General features: G+C 32.4%; 20 protein-coding genes. All 20 read right to left on the bottom strand.

The window, feature by feature from the left end:
- Position 1: 1 nt before the first annotated feature.
- Genes ACTT9P_RS01665 through rpsP form a run of 20 tightly spaced genes read right to left on the bottom strand, consistent with a single transcriptional unit; the run spans position 2 to position 21,847 of the window.
- Entirely contained in the window at positions 2-2,893 is a 2,892-nt protein-coding gene (locus tag ACTT9P_RS01665) for a 2-oxoglutarate dehydrogenase E1 component (RefSeq protein ID WP_440908958.1), read from the bottom strand.
- 34 nt (positions 2,894-2,927) lie between these two features.
- On the bottom strand, positions 2,928-3,803 hold the full coding sequence (gene sucD / locus ACTT9P_RS01660) for a succinate--CoA ligase subunit alpha (protein ID WP_440908957.1): 876 nt from the start codon (positions 3,801-3,803) through the stop codon (positions 2,928-2,930).
- The gene (gene sucC, locus ACTT9P_RS01655) at positions 3,803-4,963 is read right to left on the bottom strand and encodes an ADP-forming succinate--CoA ligase subunit beta (RefSeq protein WP_440908956.1); all 1,161 of its coding nucleotides are present in this window, start codon (positions 4,961-4,963) and stop codon (positions 3,803-3,805) included. Before sucC ends, sucD begins: the two co-directional genes overlap by 1 nt.
- Positions 4,963-5,925 carry a malate dehydrogenase gene (gene mdh / locus ACTT9P_RS01650; RefSeq protein ID WP_440908955.1) on the bottom strand — a complete coding sequence of 321 codons (963 nt, stop codon included), beginning with the start codon at positions 5,923-5,925 and terminating at the stop codon, positions 4,963-4,965. The genes sucC and mdh overlap by 1 nt, the downstream gene beginning before the upstream one ends.
- Before the next feature lie 14 nt (positions 5,926-5,939).
- Positions 5,940-7,433, bottom strand: a complete 1,494-nt coding sequence (locus ACTT9P_RS01645) for a CoA-acylating methylmalonate-semialdehyde dehydrogenase (protein ID WP_440908954.1) — start codon at positions 7,431-7,433, stop codon at positions 5,940-5,942.
- 42 nt (positions 7,434-7,475) lie between these two features.
- On the bottom strand, positions 7,476-8,255 hold the full coding sequence (locus ACTT9P_RS01640; protein WP_440908953.1) for a succinate dehydrogenase iron-sulfur subunit: 780 nt from the start codon (positions 8,253-8,255) through the stop codon (positions 7,476-7,478).
- On the bottom strand, positions 8,255-10,030 hold the full coding sequence (sdhA, locus tag ACTT9P_RS01635; RefSeq protein WP_440908952.1) for a succinate dehydrogenase flavoprotein subunit: 1,776 nt from the start codon (positions 10,028-10,030) through the stop codon (positions 8,255-8,257). The genes ACTT9P_RS01640 and sdhA overlap by 1 nt, the downstream gene beginning before the upstream one ends.
- Positions 10,027-10,350, bottom strand: a complete 324-nt coding sequence (sdhD, locus tag ACTT9P_RS01630) for a succinate dehydrogenase, hydrophobic membrane anchor protein (RefSeq protein ID WP_440908951.1) — start codon at positions 10,348-10,350, stop codon at positions 10,027-10,029. The genes sdhA and sdhD overlap by 4 nt, the downstream gene beginning before the upstream one ends.
- Positions 10,351-10,734, bottom strand: coding sequence for a succinate dehydrogenase, cytochrome b556 subunit (gene sdhC, locus ACTT9P_RS01625; protein WP_440908950.1), 384 nt, complete (start codon positions 10,732-10,734; stop codon positions 10,351-10,353).
- Entirely contained in the window at positions 10,724-11,731 is a 1,008-nt protein-coding gene (locus ACTT9P_RS01620) for an aspartate-semialdehyde dehydrogenase (RefSeq protein WP_440908949.1), read from the bottom strand. The genes sdhC and ACTT9P_RS01620 overlap by 11 nt, the downstream gene beginning before the upstream one ends.
- Before the next feature lie 18 nt (positions 11,732-11,749).
- Positions 11,750-12,856 (bottom strand): dimethylsulfoniopropionate demethylase, encoded by a 1,107-nt coding sequence (locus ACTT9P_RS01615; protein WP_440908948.1) that lies wholly within the window; start codon positions 12,854-12,856, stop codon positions 11,750-11,752.
- Entirely contained in the window at positions 12,853-13,629 is a 777-nt protein-coding gene (locus ACTT9P_RS01610) for an alpha/beta fold hydrolase (protein ID WP_440908947.1), read from the bottom strand. The genes ACTT9P_RS01615 and ACTT9P_RS01610 overlap by 4 nt, the downstream gene beginning before the upstream one ends.
- Before the next feature lie 7 nt (positions 13,630-13,636).
- Positions 13,637-15,253 carry a long-chain-fatty-acid--CoA ligase gene (locus tag ACTT9P_RS01605; protein ID WP_440908946.1) on the bottom strand — a complete coding sequence of 539 codons (1,617 nt, stop codon included), beginning with the start codon at positions 15,251-15,253 and terminating at the stop codon, positions 13,637-13,639.
- Position 15,254: 1 nt separating this feature from the next.
- Positions 15,255-17,018, bottom strand: a complete 1,764-nt coding sequence (locus tag ACTT9P_RS01600) for an acyl-CoA dehydrogenase family protein (RefSeq protein WP_440908945.1) — start codon at positions 17,016-17,018, stop codon at positions 15,255-15,257.
- A gap of 26 nt (positions 17,019-17,044) precedes the next feature.
- Entirely contained in the window at positions 17,045-18,151 is a 1,107-nt protein-coding gene (gene leuB / locus ACTT9P_RS01595) for a 3-isopropylmalate dehydrogenase (RefSeq protein WP_440908944.1), read from the bottom strand.
- On the bottom strand, positions 18,144-18,749 hold the full coding sequence (leuD, locus tag ACTT9P_RS01590) for a 3-isopropylmalate dehydratase small subunit (RefSeq protein WP_440908943.1): 606 nt from the start codon (positions 18,747-18,749) through the stop codon (positions 18,144-18,146). The genes leuB and leuD overlap by 8 nt, the downstream gene beginning before the upstream one ends.
- Positions 18,749-20,152 carry a 3-isopropylmalate dehydratase large subunit gene (gene leuC, locus ACTT9P_RS01585; protein ID WP_440908942.1) on the bottom strand — a complete coding sequence of 468 codons (1,404 nt, stop codon included), beginning with the start codon at positions 20,150-20,152 and terminating at the stop codon, positions 18,749-18,751. Before leuC ends, leuD begins: the two co-directional genes overlap by 1 nt.
- Positions 20,153-20,162: 10 nt before the next feature.
- Entirely contained in the window at positions 20,163-20,711 is a 549-nt protein-coding gene (rplS, locus tag ACTT9P_RS01580; RefSeq protein ID WP_440908941.1) for a 50S ribosomal protein L19, read from the bottom strand.
- Between the two features lie 15 nt (positions 20,712-20,726).
- Positions 20,727-21,416: a tRNA (guanosine(37)-N1)-methyltransferase TrmD gene (trmD, locus tag ACTT9P_RS01575; RefSeq protein ID WP_440908940.1), complete on the bottom strand. Its 690-nt coding sequence runs from the start codon at positions 21,414-21,416 to the stop codon at positions 20,727-20,729.
- Between the two features lie 14 nt (positions 21,417-21,430).
- Positions 21,431-21,847, bottom strand: a complete 417-nt coding sequence (gene rpsP / locus ACTT9P_RS01570; protein WP_440908939.1) for a 30S ribosomal protein S16 — start codon at positions 21,845-21,847, stop codon at positions 21,431-21,433.
- Between the last annotated feature and the right edge of the window lie 7 nt (positions 21,848-21,854).

Below are 21,854 nucleotides of genomic sequence, written 5' to 3'. Positions count from 1 at the left end.
TTTATTCAAAAACTTTCTTAATTATTTCTTGTTGTTGTGCAATATGTCTTTTTGCATATCCTGTTGCAGGGGATGCGTCTGGACTTCTTCCAATATAAGAAATTTGGTTATTATTAGCTCTAATATTATCTAATGTCCATTGAATATAATCTCTAACCGAAAACCACGCGCCCATATTTTTAGGTTCTTCTTGGCACCAATAAAATTTAGCTGATTTTGCGTAAGGTTTTAATTCATTTACTAATGTTTTTGCTGGGAAAGGATAAAGTTGTTCGATTCTATAAATTACCACATCGTCAACTTTCAATTTTTCTCTAGCCTCTAAAAGATCGAAATAAACTTTACCAGAACACATGATTACTTTTCTCATTTTAGAAGGATCTTTTAATTTTATAAATCCTGTTGTCTCTGGGTCTATGGCGTGATCCCATAAAACTCTATGAAATGAATTATTTCTTGTAAAATCAACTAAATTAGAAACACAATGTTTATTTCTTAGTAAAGATTTTGGAGTCATAATTATCAAAGGTTTTCTAAAGTCCCGATTAATTTGTCTTCTAAGTGCATGAAAGTAATTTGCTGGAGTTGTACAATTTAGAACTTGCATATTGTCATTAGAACAAAGTTGTAAATATCTCTCTAATCGTGCAGACGAATGTTCTGGGCCTTGTCCCTCATATCCATGAGGTAACAACATAACTAATCCAGAGGCTCTTGACCATTTTCTTTCGCCTGAAGCAATAAATTGATCAATGATTACCTGTGCACCATTAGCAAAATCTCCAAACTGAGCTTCCCACAAAGTAAGGGTATTAGGTTCTACAAGTGAATATCCATATTCAAAACCTAGTACTGCCTCTTCAGATAAAAAACTGTCTACTACTTCATATTGTTTTTGCTCTTCAGAAATATGATTTAATGGTATGTATCTACTATTATCAACCTGATTTCTTAAAACTGAATGTCTTTGACTAAAAGTTCCCCTTCCTGAATCTTGACCAACTAATCTAACTGGAAAACCTTCTTGAAGTAATGAGCCAAAAGCAAGTGATTCTGCAGTAGCCCAATCAATTCCAGAACCTTCATCTATAGATTTTTTTCTTAACTCAAAAATTTTTGAAATTGTTTTATGAGGATTAATTTCTTGAGGAATTACGTTTATTCTATCTGAGATTGCCTTTAGTTGTTCAATATGTACGCCACTTACACCTCTTTTATCTTTTCCTGGCTCAGGTTTATATCTAGACCAAGTTCCCTCAAACCAAGTAATTTTAGGGTTATAATCTTTAGCGCTCTTAAATTGTTCATCTAAAAGATCTTTGAAATTATTAATCTTTTGTTTTAATTCATCTTCTGAATACATACCTTCGCTAACAAGTTGATCTCCATAAATTTTCACACTTGAAGGATGCGATTTAATCTTTTTATACATTAATGGTTGTGTGAAAGATGGTTCATCTCCTTCGTTATGACCAAACCTTCTATAACACCATAAGTCTATTACGACATCTCTATTGAACTTTAACCTAAATTCTGTAGCAACTCTTGTTGCATAAACAACTGCTTCTGGATTATCTCCATTAACATGAAGTATAGGTGCTTCAACCATTTTAGCTACATCAGATGGATAAGGTGATGATCTTGCAAATCTTGGGCTAGTTGTAAAACCTATTTGGTTGTTTGCAATTATGTGTATTGTTCCTCCAGTATTATGACCTGGTAAGCCTGACATTGCAAAACATTCTGCTACAACTCCCTGTCCAGCAAAAGCTGCATCTCCGTGAATAAGTATTGGGATAACTTGATTTCTTTTTTTATCTTTGTGAAAAAATTGTTTTGCTCTTGTTTGACCCAAAACTACTGGATTAACAGCTTCTAAGTGAGATGGATTATCAGTCAAACTTACATGAACTGAATTTCCATCAAATTCTCTATCTGATGACGCTCCCAAATGATACTTAACATCACCCGCCGATTCTTTAGATGATAAAATATCACCAGCAAATTCATTAAATATTCTTTTATAAGATTTTTGAAGCACATTAGCTAAAACATTTAACCTACCTCTGTGTGGCATTCCAATTTTAACTTCTTTCACATCATTTTGGCCACCTATTTTAATTATTTGTTCTAGTGCTGGTATTAAACTTTCTGCACCATCAAGACCAAACCTTTTAGTTCCTACATATTTTTTTGCTAAAAATTTTTCAAAACCTTCTGCTTGGATTAACTTATTTAAAATTGCATCTTTTCCATTTTTAGTGAAACTTATTGGATCTTTTTCTTCTTCAATTCTTTTTCTTAACCATATTCTTTCTTCTGGGTTTGAAATATGCATGTATTCATAACCTATCGGGCCACAATAAGTTTCATTAACAAATTTTAGAATCTCAGAAATATTTGAATTCTTTTTGTTGGTTACTCCGTTTAGATAAATGTTTCGTTTGTAGTCACTTTTTTTAAAACCATAAAACTCTGGATGTAGTTCTTCTAAGTATTCTGTTTCTTTTAAACCTAATGGATCTAATCTGGCTAATAAATGTCCTCTTAATCGATAAGCTCTTATTAACTCAACTGCTTTGATTGAGTCGATATTGTTCTGAATTTGATTTTTTGATCCAACACTTTTATTGTCATCTACCTCTTCTTCTTTAGGTTCGCTTATTTGTGGATCAATAATAATTTCTTTTCTTATTGGTGACCAAGTGGGTCCTTTTAATTCATTTGCAATAATATCAATTTCTTCCCCAAGTTCTTGGAAATATCCTTTCCAACTTTCAGGCAACTCAGGATCATTATTGATGTATCTTAAATACATCTGTTCAATAAATGCGCTATTAGTTTTTGTTAAAAATGAAGTTTTTTCAAATTCCAGATTTTTTGTAAGTGACATCTTTTAAATTAGTATATTCCTGAATAACTAATTTTCAATTGGACAATTTATTAAATAAAGTTTCACCTATTTTTGATGGAGAATTAGCCATTGTTATTCCACATTCTTCCATTTTTTTTATTTTATCTTGAGCACCACCTTTGCCGCCTGAAATTATTGCGCCTGCATGTCCCATTCTTCTTCCTGGAGGAGCTGTAATACCAGCAATAAACCCAACAATTGGCTTTTTAACTTTATGATTTTTAATAAACTCAGCCGCTTCTTCTTCTGCTGTGCCTCCTATTTCTCCTATCATCAATATTGATTCCGTTTCTGGGTCATTTAAAAATAAATCTAAACAATCAATAAAGTTTGTTCCATTAATTGGATCACCACCAATACCAATACAAGTTGATTGACCCAAGCCATTTACTGTTGTTTGTGCTACAGCTTCATATGTTAAAGTTCCAGATCTTGAAACAATTCCAACTGAACCTTTTTTATGAATGTTTCCTGGCATAATTCCAATCTTGCATTCGTCTGGGGTAATTATTCCAGGACAGTTAGGTCCTATTAATCTACTTTTGGAACTATCCAAAATCTGTCTAACTTTAAGCATGTCTTGGATAGGAATACCTTCAGTAATACAAACAATTAACTCTACTTCTGCTTCGATCGCTTCAATTATAGCAGCAGCTGCAAATTTTGCAGGAACATAAATCATTGTTGCATCAGCCCCAACAGTTTTTTTAGCTTCAGCAACTGTATTAAATACTGGTCTGTCTAAATGTTGTTGTCCACCTTTTTTGGGAGTAACACCACCCACTAAATTGGTTCCATATTTTATTGCTTGCTCAGAGTGAAACGTACCATGTGCACCCGTGAAACCCTGACAAATTAATTTTGTGTTTTTATTAACTAAAACAGACATTATTTTATTGCCTCAACTATTTTTTGGGCTGCATCATCTAAATCATTTGCAGAAATTATTTTTAAACCTGAATTGTCTAGTATTTCCTTTCCTTCCTTAAAATTTGTACCAGCCAATCTAACAACTAAAGGTACTGAAATATTAATTTCTTTAGCAGCATCTACTACACCTTGAGCTAAGACATCACATCTCATTATCCCACCAAAAATATTGATCAGGATCCCTTTTACATTTTTATCAGATAAAATTATTTTAAAAGCTGCAGCCACCTTCTCTTTTGAAGCACCACCACCAACATCTAAAAAATTTGCCGGTTCTTTTCCATATAATTTTATTATATCCATTGTGGCCATTGCAAGACCTGCGCCATTAACCATGCAGCCAATGCTGCCATCTAGCTTAATGTATGCTAACTCATGTTTGCTAGCTTCGATTTCTGTTGGATCTTCCTCATTTAAATCTCTTAGTTCTAAAATTTCTGGATGCCTGAATAATGCATTATCATCAAAATTTACTTTTGCATCTAAGCAGATAATTTTATTATCTTTTGTTAAAATTAGTGGGTTTATTTCAACCATGTTTGCATCTGTACTTATAAACATTTTGTAAATTGATTTAATTAAATTTACTGCTTGAGTTTTGGCATCACCACTTAAATTAAAGATACTTATTATTTCTTCACATTCTTTATCTGAAATTTCATCTTTAAATTCAACTTTAGTTGTAATGATTTTTTCTGGAGTTTTGCTTGCTACTTCTTCAATATCCATACCGCCTTGATCACTTGAAATAAATGCAATTTTTGAACTTGCTCTATCAACCAAACAAGAAAGATAAAATTCTTTATCTATTTCAGAAGATTCCTCAATATAAAGTCTTTTTACTTCTCTTCCTTCTGGACCAGTTTGATGTGTCACTAATACTTTTCCAAATAATTCATTAGCAGATTTTTCTAACTCATCTAAAGTATCAAGTATTTTTACTCCTCCAGCTTTTCCTCTGCCACCAGCATGAATTTGTGCTTTTAAAACATATTTTTTTGTTTTAAGAGTTTTTGCTTTCTCTAAAGCTTCACTTACGCTTAACCCGTAAACTCCTCTTGGAACTGGTGCCCCATACTTTTCAAGTATTTGTTTTGCTTGGTGTTCGTGGATATTCATTATTTTGCTAGATCACCATCAATTGCTGATGCTGCTTCCCACAATTTTTTAACAGCGTCTACAGAATGCATAAACTCTTTTTTTTCTTTTTCGTCTAAGTCTATTTCCTCAATTTTTTCTACGCCATTTTTTCCAATGATTACTGGAACACCGGCATAAACATTATTTACACCATATTCTCCATCCAAATGAACAGCGCATGGTAAAAGTTTTTTTTCATCATTTAAATAAGCTTCAGCCATTTGTACGCCTGATGCTGCAGGCGCATAAAAAGCTGATCCTTTTTCTAAAAATTTTACAATCTCCGCTCCACCATCTCTTGTTCGTTGATTAATATTTTCAACTCTTTCTTCAGAAATTTTACCCTCTTTAACTAAATCTAATAAAGGTTTTCCTGAAATTTTTGTAAATCTTGGAAGTGGGACCATAGTATCACCATGACCTCCCATCACCATAGCTTCGATCTCTCTTACTGGCACATTAAATTCTAATGATAAGAACAATTTAAATCTTGAACTGTCTAAAATTCCAGCCATTCCAACTACTTTATTAGCTGGTAAACCTGAAAATTTTTGAAATGCCATCACCATCACATCTAGAGGATTTGTAATACAAATAACAAAAGCATTAGGAGCATTATTTTTAACTCCTTCGGCAACTTGTTTAATTATTTTTAAATTAATTCCTAAAAGGTCATCTCTACTCATGCCTGGTTTTCTCGGAACACCTGCGGTTATAATTACTACATCAGAATCTTTGATATCTTTATAATCATCTGTACCAGATAATTTTACATTAAAACCATCTACTGAAGATGATTGAGCAATATCTAAAGCTTTACCTTTTGCAACGCCACTTGCTACATCAAATAAAACAACTTCATCAACTAGTTCTTTTATTCCAATTAAGTGCGCTAGTGTTCCACCTATTTGACCTGCTCCAATTAAAGATATTTTTTTCATTATTTCTTTTCCTTCTATTTCATTGTTGGCATTATAAATTCTGCATTAGATCTAATTCCTGATGGCCATCTTGATGTTATGGTTTTTAATTTTGTGTAAAATTTAACACCTTCCATCCCGTGCATTGCACTATCTCCAAACAAAGATCTTTTCCATCCACCAAAACTGTGAAAAGCCATTGGCACTGGGATTGGAACATTAATTCCTACCATTCCAACTTGAATCTTGCTCGCAAACGTTCTTCCAGCATCGCCATCTCTTGTATAAATACTAACTCCATTTCCATATTCATGATCATTAATTAATTGTGTCGCTTCCTCAAAAGTTTTTACTCTTACAACTGATAACACTGGACCAAATATTTCTTCTTTGTATATTCTCATATTTTTTTCGACATGATCAAATAAACAACCACCAATAAAAAATCCATTTTCGTAACCTTGTAATTTTAAATTTCTTCCATCTACAACAAGTTTAGCTCCCTCTTCTACTCCAAGGTCTACATAACTTTTTACTTTTGCTAAATGCTCTTTAGTAACCAAAGGACCCATCTCAGATGTTTTATCCATACCAGGACCAACTTTTAAAGCTTCAGCTTTTTTAGCTAATCTAGAAACTAACTCATCACCAATATCACCAACTGCTACAGCTACAGACTGAGCCATACATCTTTCACCTGCTGAACCATAAGCTGCACCCATTAAACCATTAACTGCACCATCTAGATCACAATCTGGCATTACAACTAAGTGATTTTTAGCACCGCCTAGTGCTTGAACTCTTTTTTCATTTTTAGCAGAGTTTTCATAGATATATTTTGCTATTGGAGTAGATCCTACAAAACTTACAGCTTTGATATCCGGATTTGTTAAAATTGCATCTACAGATTCTTTATCTCCATGTACAACATTTAAAACTCCATCTGGTAGACCGGCTTCTTTAAATAATTCAGCTAATCTAACTGAACAAGACGGATCTTTTTCTGATGGTTTTAATATAAAGGTATTTCCACATGCAATAGCTATAGGAAACATCCACATTGGAACCATAGCTGGAAAGTTGAAAGGTGTAATACCAGCAACAACACCCAAAGATTGGCGCATTGAATAACTATCTACATTAGTTCCAACATTTTCAGAAAATTCTCCTTTTAATAAATGAGGGATGCCACAAGCAAATTCAACAACCTCTAAACCTCTAGTTAAAGATCCTTTTGCATCTTCATAAACTTTTCCATGTTCTGCAACAATTAACTCGGCTAGTTCGTCTGAGTTTTTTTCAATCAATTCTTTAAACTTGAAAATTATTCTTGCTCTTTGAAGAGCTGGTTTTAATGACCACGTCTCAAAAGCTTTTTGTGCAACTTTTACAGCATCATCAAGATCTGCTTTAGATGCTAAAACAACTTCTTTTTCTTGTTCACCTGTTGCAGGATTAAAAACTTTGCCTTTTCTATCTGATTTACCAGATATTAGCTTACCGCCAACATAATGTTCAATAATTTTCATGAATACGATCTTTTAGAGCAAAAAAGTTTAATAGTCTATTAATTATATGTTAGCCGTAGCTAGCATTTTTTTAATTTCTGCAATTGCCTTTGCTGGATTTAAACCTTTTGGACAAGCGTTAGTGCAGTTTAGAATTGTATGACATCTGTAAAGTTTTAGTTCATCTGCAACTTTTTTTAATCTTTTCTCTCTTTCCTCATCTCTGCTATCAACTATCCATCTGTAAGCTTGAAGCAATACTGCAGGTCCTAAATATTTATCACCGTTCCACCAATAACTTGGGCAAGATGTTGAACAACAAGCACACATTATACATTCATAAGCACCATCAAGTTTTTCTCTATCTTTTTGAGATTGAAATATTTCTTTTGATTCTGACTTCGAATTAGATTGCAACCAAGGTTCTATAGATTGATATTGTTTATAAAGATCATCTAAATCACCAATTAAATCTCGCTTAACTTTTAGGTGTGGCAGTGGATAAATATCAATATCACCATCAATTTCTGCATGAGGTTTTGTGCAAGCCAATCCATTCTTTCCACCCATATTCATTGCACAAGAGCCACAAACTCCATGAGCACACGATCTTCTGTAAGCTAATGTTGGGTCAATTTCATTTTTAATTTTATTTAAAACATCCAAGACTTTTGAAGGGCAATTGTCCATATCAACTTCATATGTATCCACCCTTGGATTTTCACCAGTTGATGGATCCCATCTGTAAACATTTACTTTTCTTAAATTTTTAGAGCCAGTTTTATCTTTAAAATATTTACCTTTTTTGACTTTTGAATTTTCTGGTAAATTTATCTGAACCATTAATACACTCTTTCCTGCGGTGGAAAATATTGTACTTCATTTGTTAATGTTGTTTTATGAACTGGTCTATATGAAATTTTTGTATCTTTGCCATCACACCAAATCAATGTGTGTTGCATAAAGTTTTCATCATCTCTTTTAGGATAATCTTCTCTAGCGTGAGCTCCTCTACTTTCTTTTCTGTTATAAGCTGAATCAACTGTTGTTACAGCTTGTCTTATTAAGTTATCAAATTCTAATGTTTCAACTAAGTCAGTGTTAAATATTAAAGATTTATCTTTAACTGAAATTGAACCTAAACCATCATATGTTTTTCTTATCTCATCAACGCCTTCTTTTAAAGTTTTGTCAGTTCTGAATACCGCACACTTTGATTGCATTGTTTTTTGCATTGCCAATCTTAATTCAGCCGTACCAGTATCTCCATCAGCATTTCTTAGCTTATCAAATCTATCTAAACATTTTTGAGTTTCAGATTCTGGAATTTCTTCATGTGGTGTTCCTGGTTTTACTACTTCGGCTGCTCTTTTTGCAGCAGCTCTTCCAAATACAACAAGGTCAATTAATGAATTTGATCCTAATCTATTTGCTCCATGAACTGAAACACAAGCTGCTTCACCAATTGCCATTAAACCTGGGACTGTTTTTTCTGAACCATTAACAGTTAATACTTCACCCTTGTAATTAGTTGGTATACCGCCCATGTTATAGTGTACCGTTGGTACAACTGGAATTGGTTCTTTAGTAACGTCTACGTCTGCAAATAATCTTGCAGCATCTGTAATACCTGGCAATCTACTTTCAATAATATCTTTATCTAAATGACTTAAATTTAAATGAACATGGTCTTGATCTTTACCAACACCTCTACCTTCATTAATTTCAATCGACATTGATCTACTAACAACATCTCTAGAAGCAAGATCTTTTGCTTTTGGAGCATATCGTTCCATAAATCTTTCACCTTTAGAGTTTGTAAGATATCCACCTTCACCTCTTGCGCCCTCTGTAATAAGTGTTCCATGTCCATAAATACCTGTTGGATGAAACTGAACAAACTCCATATCTTGAAGTGGTAAACCTGCTCTTAAAACCATCGCATTTCCATCACCTGTACAAGTGTGAGCTGACGTTGCAGAATAATAAACTTTTCCATATCCACCAGTTGCAATAATTACTGTATGAGCTCTGAATCTATGAATGGTTCCGTCATTTAAATTCCAGGCAATTAATCCTTTGCACTGGCCATCTTTCATTAATAAATCTAATGCAAAATATTCAATAAAAAATTCTGTTTTATGTTTTAAAGCTTGTCCGTATAAAGTATGTAATATTGCATGACCTGTTCTATCAGCTGCAGCACAAGTTCTTTGAACAATTCCATTACCATAATTTTTTGTCATTCCACCAAAAGGTCTTTGATAAATTTTACCATCCTCTGTTCTACTAAATGGAACTCCATATTTTTCTAATTCTATTACTGCCTTTGGAGCTTCTTTACATAAGTATTCAATACTATCTTGATCACCAAGCCAATCTGCGCCTTTAACGGTATCATACATATGCCATCTCCAATCATCCTCACCCATATTACCTAGGGCAGCAGAAATACCACCTTGAGCAGCTGATGTATGACTTCTTGTAGGGAACACTTTTGAAATACAAGCAGTTTTAAGACCAGCTTCACTTAAACCAACTGCAGCTCGCAAACCAGATCCACCCGCACCTAGTACAACTACGTCATATTCGTGATCAATTATTTCGTATGAACTCATAAACTATTTATTAATATAATTGTAAATAATGGAATTACTACCGCAGAAAAATATAAAAGCTTGTTTGCGACATTTTTCATTTTATCATTCCCAATGTAATCCTCAAAAACCTCACTAATACTAATCGCTGAGAAGAAAAAAGCAGTAATGATAAATACACTAAACAATATCTTTGATGTTTTGGATGTAAAAAAACTAACTATTTCTAAATAACCTTGATCATAAATTGATACAAAATTAATAATAAACCAAATCATTAGTGGAACTAGTATTGCTCCACTTACTTTTAAGAATAACCATTTTTTAGTTGCACTAATCATTTAAAAAAAATTTCTTCCTAATATGTAAAATAAAATTGTTAAAATAATTGATCCAAAAATAACTAACAGGCCTGTAATTTTAGTTGTTTGAAGTTCAAAACCATAACCTAAGTCCATTATTAAATGTCTTATTTCGCTTAATATCTGAAAACTAAAAGACCAGGTAATACCTATGATTATAAATTTACCTATAACAGTGTTTAAAAAAGATTTTGTAATTTCGTAATTATTTTCACCTAAAAGAAGAGAGCAAGCCCATAAACAAATCAATGTTATTGCGAGTATATTGATTATTCCTGTAATTCTGTGTGAAATAGATACGAGTGATGAAACATGCCATCTATAAATTTGAATATGTGGTGATAGAGGTCTGTTATTTTCCATAGAAATCATTTTTAATTAAAGTTTCTGCAATTTCTACTGCATTCAAGGCCGCGCCTCTAAGTAAATTATCAGAAACAATCCACATATTTAAACAATTTTTTTTTGTTTTATCTTCTCTGATTCTTGAAACAAATGTTTCATCTTTTCCAGCAGCCTCAAGTGGTGTTGAATATCCACCATCTGCTCTTTCATCTATAACTTTGCAACTTTCAGTTTTTTCAATGCACTCTCTTATCTGGTCTAAAGTAAAATTTTTTTCTAATTCTAAATTTACAGCCTCAGAATGAGATACCATTACCGGAACTCTCACACATGTGGCAGATAATTCTATATTTTGATCTAATATTTTTTTTGTTTCATTTGTCATTTTTAATTCTTCTTTAGTGTAACCATCGTCAGCAAATACATCGATATGAGGAATTAAATTAAAAGAAATCTGTTTGGTAAAATTTTTTGAATTTATTTCTTTATTTTCTAAAGCTAATTTTGTTTGTTCCATGAGCTCATCCATCGGGCTTTTTCCACCTCCTGAAACTGATTGATATGTTGATACAATAATTCTCTTTATTTTAAACAGATCATGTATCGCTTTTAAAGGCAAAACCAATTGTGCTGTTGAACAATTTGGATTTGCTATAATATTTTTTTTTATATTCTTTAAATCATCTGCATTAACCTGGGGTACTATTAATGGAACGTCTGGATCCATTCTATAAAAGCTTGAATTATCAATGACAAAACTATGTTTGGCGGCTTCTGGCGCATATTTTTCCGATATCTTTCCTCCAGCAGCAAAAAAAGTTATTTTTGATTTTGAAAAATCAAAAGTTTCTAAATTCTCAACTGTAATATCTTTTCCTTTGAAATTAATCTTTGAACCTGCACTACGAGGTGAAGCAACTAAATAAATTTCAGTGAAAGGTAAATTTTTTCTCTCTAATACCTCTAGAACTTTTCTTCCAACATTTCCTGTTGCACCTACAATTGCGATATTCATAATTATGTGAGTTTTATACTAGATGAATGGCAAATCACAAACTTTTCCCTCAACTTTTTTATTATCAATATTGATAGAAATTGTTTGTGAAGCCTTACAAAAAGGTTCATTGATCATTGCGATACCAATTACCTTTTTAAAATGAGGAGAAAAACATGCCGAACGTAATTCACCCACTAATTCTTTATCAGAATTAATATCTAAAGATTTAGTTACTGAAAGACTATTAATATCTAAAATAACTCCCATTAATTTTCTCTCAATCCCTTGGGATTTAATTTCTTTTAATTTTTCTTTGCCTAAAAAATTAACATTACTTTCAATGTTAACATATTTATCAAAACCGCATTCAAACGGGTTATCATTATTATCAAAATCATTACCATATGATAGTAACCCACTTTCAATTCTCTCAATTAAATTAGGGCAGCCCGCTTTAACGTTTAAGTCTTTTCCTTGCTCAAACAGTTTGTCATATAATTGAACTCCTGAATTAGTATTTTCAACATAAATTTCAAAACCTCCTTGCTTTGACCACCCAGATCTTGCAATTAAATGCTTAGTGCTTTCAAAATCATAATAATCAAATCCAAAAAATTTTAGATCTAATATTTCTTTTCCAAAAATTTTTTTCATTAGATCAAATGATTTAGGTCCTTGTACAGCAATAATATCAACATTGGGTTCAAAAATTTTAACATCAAAATTATGCCCATGTGCTAGTCCTTTGGCAAAAAATATTACATCAGAATCTGCAATTGAAATCCAAAATCTGTTTTCTGCTAATTTTAAAACAACCGGATCATTTACCATCTTTCCATCTTGATCAATGATTGGACAATAATAACATCTGCCAATTTTAGATTTGCTCAGATCTCTACATGTCATTAGTTGAACAAGTTCTGCTGCATCGTTACCTATTATTTCTACTTGTCTTTCAGCTGCAACATCCCATACTTGAACATCTTTTTTTAGATGATCGCATGTTTCCTCAAGAGGGCCAAATGCAGCTGGTAAAAGCATATGATTATAAACTGTATAAGCGGTCACACCTTGGTTTTCTATTCTTGAAGTGTAAGGGGTACTTCTCAATCTTCTTGATTTAGCAATAAAGTAGTTTTTCATTGTTTTAAAAATTCCAGAACCTTTTCTCTCATTTCAAATGCTTTTTCAATCATAATCATGTGACCACAATTTTCTATTATATGAACTTCGTTATTTTTGATTAAATTAGAAAACTTCTTTCCATTCTCTACATTAACCATTTTGTCTAAGCTTCCGAAAATAAATAAAGTTGAACACTTAATTGCATTAACTGCATTTAATCCATTTGAGTAATTATTGCAGGCTTTTAGATCAACAGCTAAAACTTCACTAATATCTCTTGGTGATTTAATTATTCTTTCTACGGGATTTCCTCCAATAAATTTTTTTGAACCCTCATATCCCCATTTCATCATTAATTTTACTGCATCAGAGTTCCCATTTTCTGCTAAATCAATTAAATCTGGATGTACAGGCATTTTGTAAGATCCACCTATAAATACTATTTTGTTGATCCTGTTTGAATATTTATAAGCGTATTCTAGTATATCCAAACAACCTTGCGAATGACCAATCAAATTTACATTTTCTAAATTTAAAGCTGAGAAAAATTTTTCTAACCAGTCAGCAATTTCCTCTATTGAATTTAAACATGGTCCATCAGAAATACCATGACCAGGCAAATCAACAGACAAAACATTAAAATCTTTGTTTGATAAAAACTGTTCTGATAATGACCAAACTATATGAGATAAACCACTGCCGTGGATAAAAACTACTGTTTGTTTTTTAGGGTCAATATTTTGTCCTGCATCTGATGCATGTACTTTTTTATTTTCAATTTCTAATATCAAGGAAAACCTAAAATTTTTTTCTCAATTCAAATTTTTGAATTTTACCAGTAGACGTTTTTGGTAATTCACAAAACTCTATATGTTTTGGAATTTTAAAACCTGCTAGAGTTTCTCTACAAAAATCAATTAATTCTTTGTCTGTAACATCTTTATCTTTTACTTTTTCAATAAAAGCAGCTGGGACTTCTCCCCATTTTTCATCTGGTTTTGCAACAACTGCTGCTATCGATACTGCTGGATGTTTTGATAATGTGTTTTCAATCTCTATAGATGAAATATTTTCTCCTCCAGAAATAATAATATCTTTAGATCTATCTTGTATCTTAATATAGCCGTCAGGATGAACTACTGCTAAATCACCAGAGTGAAACCAACCTGACGCCATAGCTTTTTCTGTAGCTGCCTTATCCTTAAAATAACCTTTCATTACAACATTTCCTCTTATCATTATTTCACCCATAGTTTTTCCGTCTTGCGGTACGGGCTTCATGTTGTCTGGATCCATAACTTTAATGTCTTCTGTATTTGGGTATCTTACCCCTTGTCTTGCTTTAATTTCATTTTTTTTATCTTCATCAAATGAATTCCATTCTTCATTCCAAGCACATTGTGAAACATGACCATAAGTTTCCGTAAGCCCATAAACATGCATAACTTCAAAACCTAAAGCTTCCATCTTTTTAAAGATGATGCTTGGTGGAGGAGCACCAGCTGTTAAAACATAAACTTTGTGATCTAATTTTTTTTGATCTTTTTCAGAAGCTCCAGTTATCATATTTAAAACTATTGGTGCTCCCCCAAAGTGGGTAACCTTATGTTTAACAATCAACTCAAAAATCTTTTTTACATCTATATTACGTAAGCATACCGTTTTTCCGTTTAACATAGGTATAGTCCAAGGATATCCCCATCCATTACAATGAAACATAGGAACGATCGTTAAAAAACTTAATCTATTAGGCATATTCCATGCAACAGCACTTCCTGTTGACATTAAATATGAGCCTCTATGATGATAAACTACACCTTTCGGATTACCAGTTGTGCCCGAGGTATAATTTAAAGATATGGCTTGCCACTCATCTTTTGGTCTTTTCCATTCATAGTTGTCATCACCTGATTTTAAAAATTCTTCATATTCATACTCACCAATTTTTTTTAATAAATTTTGATCTGCAAAATCATCTTGAATATCAATTATTATTGGTTTGTTTTTTAATTGATTTATTACTTTTTCTATTACTGAATGAAATTGTCTATCAACTATAAAAACTTTTGCTTCACTGTGCTCTAAAATGTATTGCACAGTTTTTGCGTCTAATCTTACATTTATAGTATTTAGGATTGCACCGGTCATTGGTACAGAATAATGAGCTTCAAAAATTTCTGGGGTATTCATTGCCATTACTGAGACCGTGTCCCCAGTGGTCACACCAATTTTTTCCAAAGCACTGGCAAACTTAGTGCATCTTTTGTAAACCTCGCTCCAAGTATAGCTTCTAGATTCGTATACCAATGCTTCGTAATTAGGATAAATATCCTTTGATCTTTCTAAGAAAGTAAGTGGAGTTAATGGTAAAAAATTAGCATCATTTTTATCCAAATTTTTTTCGTAATTATTCATATTAATTGAAATCAAAATTCATTATGTAGTCACTGCCTGTTTTGACACTATTAAAATGTGCCTCTGCTCTTGGTAAAATCCTGTTAAAATAAAATTGCGCTGTTTGAATCTTGTCATCGTAAAGTTTTTTATTTTCATCGTATTCTTTAAAACACACTTCTAAAACTTTTATCCATGCAAAAGCAACTGACACATACCCCAATGCTTTTAGATAATCATTACATGCTGCACTAGCGTCATCCTTTGAATTTTTAATCTTATCTTTAATCCAAGATGTAAAATCTTTAAGAGTTGTTAATGATTTTTTAAAATCACCAACAAACAGTTTCATCTTGTTTTCCTCAATATCACATTCCTTTTCTATCATATCTAAATAGTCGTCAATAATATCGCCATTTTTATTGACTAATTTTCTAAAAACTAAATCAGCCGCTTGGACTGAATTTGTTCCTTCATAAATTGGTGTAATTCTGTTGTCTCTGTATAACTGTTCAATACCTTGATCTTTTGTATAACCATATCCACCGAATATTTGCATAGCATCATTTGTTATTTCCATTCCTAAATCTGTAAATAAAGATTTTACAACTGGCGTCATTAATGAAACAAAATTTGAAGCTCTTTGTTTAATTTCATTATTATCATGATACAAACTAACTTCTGTTTGTTGTGATAACCAAAAACATAATGCTCTCTCACCTTCAATAATTGATTTCATGTTAAGTAATGATCTTCTTATGTCAGCATGCTCAATGATAAAATCTGCACCATTAGAAGATTTAGAATTATTTGTCTTTCCTTGTTTACGTTCTTTGGCGTAAGCTAATGAATTTTGATATGCAATTTCAGAAATTCCAAGACCTTGTATCCCAACTACTATTCTCTCTAAGTTCATCATAGTAAACATTGCATTCAAACCTTTATCTTTTTGGCCTATCATGTAGCCTTCGGCTTCATCAAAATTCAAAACACAAGTAGCTGAACCCTTAATTCCCATTTTACTTTCTATCGAACCAGTTGATATTCCGTTTCTTTGACCAAGGGTGCCGTCTTCTTTTACAAGGAATTTAGGCACTAAAAATAAACTTATACCTTTTGTTCCTGCTGGAGAGTCACTTACCCTTGCTAAAACTAATTGAATAATATTTTCAGTTAAATCATGATCTCCTGAAGTAATAAATATTTTTTGTCCTGAAATTTTATAAGTACCATTTTCTTGTTTAACTGCTTTTGTCTTTAAAAGGCCTAAGTCGGTTCCACAAACTGGTTCTGTTAAACACATAGTGCCACTCCATTTACCTTCAACTATTTTTGGCAAATATTTATTCTTCATTTCATCAGTTGCATGATGATTAATACAATTATAGGCACCAATACTTAGCTCACTATATAATTTAAAAGATAAGCTTGCTGATGATAGCATCTCATCGAAGAAAGCGCTTACTGTTTTTGGCATTCCTTGTCCTCCATACTTTGGATCACAAGAAAGAGACGTCCAACCATCTTCAATATATTTTTGATAAGCTTCTTTATAACCTGGTGGTGTTCTAACTACACCATTTTCTAAAACTGCTGGACTTTCATCCCCAGCTTTTGCTAATGGTAAAATTAAATTTTGATTAATCTTTGCAGCCTCTTCTAAAATATCTTTTACTAAATCTGATGTTACTTCTTTATATTTTTCAAGCTCATTGTAGTTTTTATTATTTCTCATTTTTTCATAGAGAAACATCATGTCTTCTACAGGTGCATTATAACTTGGCATAATTTAATCTTAGGGGAATAATATGATTAATTCAATTTCGAAATTATCGCGTCACCCATTTGAGATGTAGAAACTTCTTTAGTTCCTTCAGACAAAATATCTTTAGTTCTTAATCCGTCATTTAGTACCTCTTGAACTGCATTTTCCAAAGAATCTGCCTCTTTATCCAGGTCTAATGAATACCTTAATGCCATAGCAAAACTTAAAATAGTTGCAATTGGATTTGCAATACCTTTTCCAGCAATATCTGGGGCTGAACCATGAATTGGTTCATACATTGCTCTCATTTCTCCATCTTTATTTTTCGCTCCTAATGAAGCAGAAGGTAATAATCCTAAAGACCCAGTTAACATTGAAGCTTGGTCTGATAACATATCTCCAAATAAATTGTCAGTTACGATAACATCAAATTGTTTTGGGTTTCTGAGTAACTGCATGGCACAATTATCAGCCAACATATGACTTAATTCTACATCTTTATATTCATTATCATGTAAAGTTTGAACTTCTTCTTTCCAAAGTTGACCTGCTTCCATAACATTAGATTTTTCACATGATGTTACTCTGTTTGATCTCTTTCTAGCTAAATCAAAAGCAATTCTTGCAACACGTGTTATCTCACTTGTTGTATAAGTGTGGGTATTAATTCCTTTTCTTTCGCCATTTTCAATTGGCTTAATTCCTCTTGGTTCACCAAAATATATTCCACCAGTAAGCTCTCTAACAATCATTATATCTAAACCAGAAACTATCTCTGGTTTTAATGTAGATGCATCTACAAGCTGTTTAAAACATATTGCAGGTCTTAAATTTGCAAATAATTTTAATTCCTTTCTTAATTTCAATAATGCTCTTTCTGGTTTTTTAGAAAAGTCAACATTATCCCATTTTGGTCCACCCACAGCGCCTAACATAACAACAGCACTTTCCTGAGCTTTATAGAAAACTTCATCTGTTAATGGAATTCCATGTTTGTCATAAGAACAACCACCAGCTAAATCCTCATCTATTTCAAAATCAAGAGATTTTTTTGAATTGAACCAATTTATAATTTTTTTTACTTCACTGATTACTTCAGGCCCTATTCCGTCACCTGCTAATAATAAAATTTTTCTTTTTTTAACTTTAATCATTAAAAATCCAAGGTTTCTGGCTTTTTAAATTTTTTTCGAATGTTTCTATTTTATCAGATTTCTTTAATGACAAAGCTATGTCATCTAAACCTTCTAACAAACATTTTTTTTTAAAGGGATCAATCTCAAAGTTAATTTCGTTATTTCCATAAATTATTTTTTCATCTTCAAGATTAATTGAAATTTCTTCTTTTCTATTTGAATATTCAGATAGTTCTTTTATTTTTTCCTCTTCAACAATAATTGGTAAAATTCCATTTTTAAAACAATTATTATAAAAAATATCAGCAAAGCTTGAGCTTATCACACAAGTAATGCCAAAATCTAATAAAGCCCACGGCGCGTGCTCTCTTGAAGATCCACATCCAAAATTTTTACCAGCTATTAAAATTTTAGAATCTGAATGTGGGTCTTTGTTTAAAATAAAATCACTGATGATTTTACCATTTTCATCATATCTCATTTCAAAAAATAAGTTTTTACCAAGACCAGTTCTTTTAATTGTTTTTAAAAATTGTTTTGGAATGATCATGTCAGTATCAATATTTACTATTGGTAAATAAGCAGGAATACTTTTTAATTTGTTAAATTTTTGCATTAATTTTTATACTTTCTTACATCATCAAGATTTCCAGATATTGCTGCTGCAGCTGCCATGCCTGGGCTAACTAAGTGTGTTCTTCCACCTCGACCTTGTCTTCCTTCGAAGTTTCGATTTGAAGTTGAAGCACATCTTTCTTCAGGTTTTAATTTATCTGCATTCATAGCTAAACACATTGAACATCCTGGTTCTCTCCACTCAAATCCTGAGTTAATAAAAATCTTATCTAAACCTTCTTGTTCAGCTTGTTCTTTTACTAATCCAGAACCTGGCACCACCATTGCATGAACATGATTGGCTTTTTTCTTATCTTTCAATACTTGTGCAGCTTCTCGAAGATCTTCAATACGGCCATTGGTACAACTACCTATAAAAACTTTGTCTATTTTAATGTCTGTAGCAGACATATCAGGTTTTAAACCCATATATTTTAAAGCTCTTTCTATTGAATTTTTTTTATCTTCATCCTGTTCGTTGGTTGGATTTGGAACCTTACCATCTATTGTAATTACATCCTGTGGAGAAGTGCCCCAAGTAATCATTGGTTTAATATCATTTGCATTAAGATTGATTTCTTTATCAAAAGAAGCTCCATCATCAGATTTTAAGTTTTGCCAATTCTCAATTGCTTTATCCCAATTAGTTCCTGAAGGCGACATTGGTTTTCCTTTTAAATAATCAAATATTTTTTGATCAGGAGCTATTAATCCAGCTCTCGCACCACCTTCAATAGTCATATTACAAATTGTCATTCTTTGTTCGACACTTAATGAACTAATCAAATCACCCGCATATTCAACAACGCAGCCTGTTCCACCTGCGGTTCCAATTTTTCCAATTATTTGCAAAATAACATCCTTGGAAGTTACTCCTAAAGGAAGTTTTCCATTCACATTAATTCTAAAATTCTTCGCCTTTTTTTGTACTAAAGTTTGAGTAGCCAAAACGTGTTCTACCTCAGATGTACCAATTCCAAAAGCTAATGCACCAAACGCTCCGTGAGTTGCTGTATGACTATCTCCACAAACAATGACTGTACCTGGTTGAGTAAAACCTTGTTCTGGTCCAATTATGTGAACTATCCCTTGTCTTTTATCGTCCATCCCAAATAATTGAACACCAAATTCTTTGCAATTTTTTTCTAAAGTCTCAACTTGAATTTTAGAATCTTCATCTGCAATACCTTTTGTTCTATCTGTTGTTGGAACATTATGATCAGCTACAGCTAATGTTAGAGAAGGATGTCTTACTTTTCTATTAGAGTTTCTTAACCCTTCAAATGCTTGTGGGCTAGTAACTTCATGTACTAAATGTCTATCAACAAATAGTAATGCTGTTCCATCATCTTGAATATCAACAAGATGGTCTCTCCAAATTTTATCGTAAAGTGTTAGTGCCATTTAGACAGAATTATTTTTTTTCTTCAGTGCTTTCTGGCTTTGCGTCAGCTTCTTGCTTAACTTCTTGGGCTTTTGTTTCTGAAGCTGCTGCTGTAGCTTCGACATTGTCTTTTGTAGGAGCTTCAGCTTCTACTGCCGGTGGTGCTACATTCTCTTCAGTTACAGTTTCTGGTTTAACATCTACGTCTATACCAATTTTTTTTCTAATCTTCTCAGCGATCCTTGCTGATTTACCTGTTCTGTCTCTTAAGTAATAAAGTTTTGCTCTTCTTACTTTTCCTGATCTTATTACTTTGATTGAATCAATCACTGGACCATATAATGGAAATGTTCTTTCAACACCTTCTCCAAATGAAATCTTTCTTACTGTAAACGAAGAATTGATGTCTCTGCTTTTTTTAGCAATACAAACACCTTCAAAATATTGAATTCTCTCTTTTTTACCTTCTGTAATTCTTACTCCAACTTTTACAACATCTCCTGGATAAAATGCTGGAATTTTCTTTTCAGAAAGAATTTTTTTAACATTACTTTGATTTATCTCTTCTATTGTTTTCATTTTAATAATTCTTGTTTAGTTTTTCTTGTTATATTTTTCCCACAAATCCGGTCTTCGGACGCGTGTTATAGCCTCAGATTGAGATAAACGCCAGTCTTTAATTTTAGCGTGATCTCCTGATAATAAGACATTTGGCACTGATTTTTCCTCCCAAATTTGAGGTTTTGTATATTGAGGATACTCTAAAAGTCCATTTTCAAAGCTTTCATCATCGGTAGATTGTTCATTGCCAAGTACTCCAGGCAACAACCTTAGAACACTGTCTAAAACCACCATAGCAGCTGTTTCACCTCCAGATAAAACAAAATCACCTAAACTTATCTCTTCGATGTTTCTAGTTGAAAGTATTCTTTCGTCCACACCTTCAAAATGTCCACATATCAATGAAATAGATTTTTCCATAGAAAGATCTTTTGCAAAATTTTGATCAAATAGCTTTCCTTTTGGAGAAAGATAAAAAATTCTTTCCCCATCTTTTTTATTATCATCAATCGATTTTGCTAGAACGTCTGGTTTCATCAACATGCCTGAGCCTCCACCATATGGAGTATCATCAACTGTTTTGTGTTTATCAGTTGCAGAGTCTCTTATATTTACAACTTTTAAATCCCAAAGATTTTTAGACATTGCTTTTCCATAAAGCCCTTTAGATAAAGGACCAGGGAAAAACTCTGGGTAAAGTGTAAATATTTGAGCTTGCCACATAATATTTTATCTTATTATTTTTTTTCTTCTGCTGCTGGTGCTGCATCTACTTTAGGAGCTTCTTCTTTTGGAGCTTCTGCTGCTGGTGCTGCATCTACTTTAGGAGCTTCTGCTGACTCACCATCTTTTTTTCTATCTTTTTTTGGAACAGCTTTATTTGGATTATTTCCATTAGCTGGCATTGGGATAATTTCATTTTCACCAAGAATTCTTGCAACTCTTGTTGTTGGTTGAGCTCCTTGTCCAAGCCAATACTTTATTCTTTCAGCTTCAAGACCAATTCTCTCTTTTTTTTCTTTTGGAAGTAACGGATTAAAGAAACCTACTTTTTCAATAAATCTTCCATCTCTTGCGAAACGACTATCTGCTACAACAACTTTGTAAACAGGTCTTTTCTTTGTTCCTCCTCTAGATAATCTAAGTTTTAACATTTATACT

Source organism: Candidatus Pelagibacter sp. (assembly GCF_052048095.1).
Lineage (GTDB): Bacteria > Pseudomonadota > Alphaproteobacteria > Pelagibacterales > Pelagibacteraceae > Pelagibacter.
This window is presented reverse-complemented; position numbering and strand designations above follow the sequence as displayed.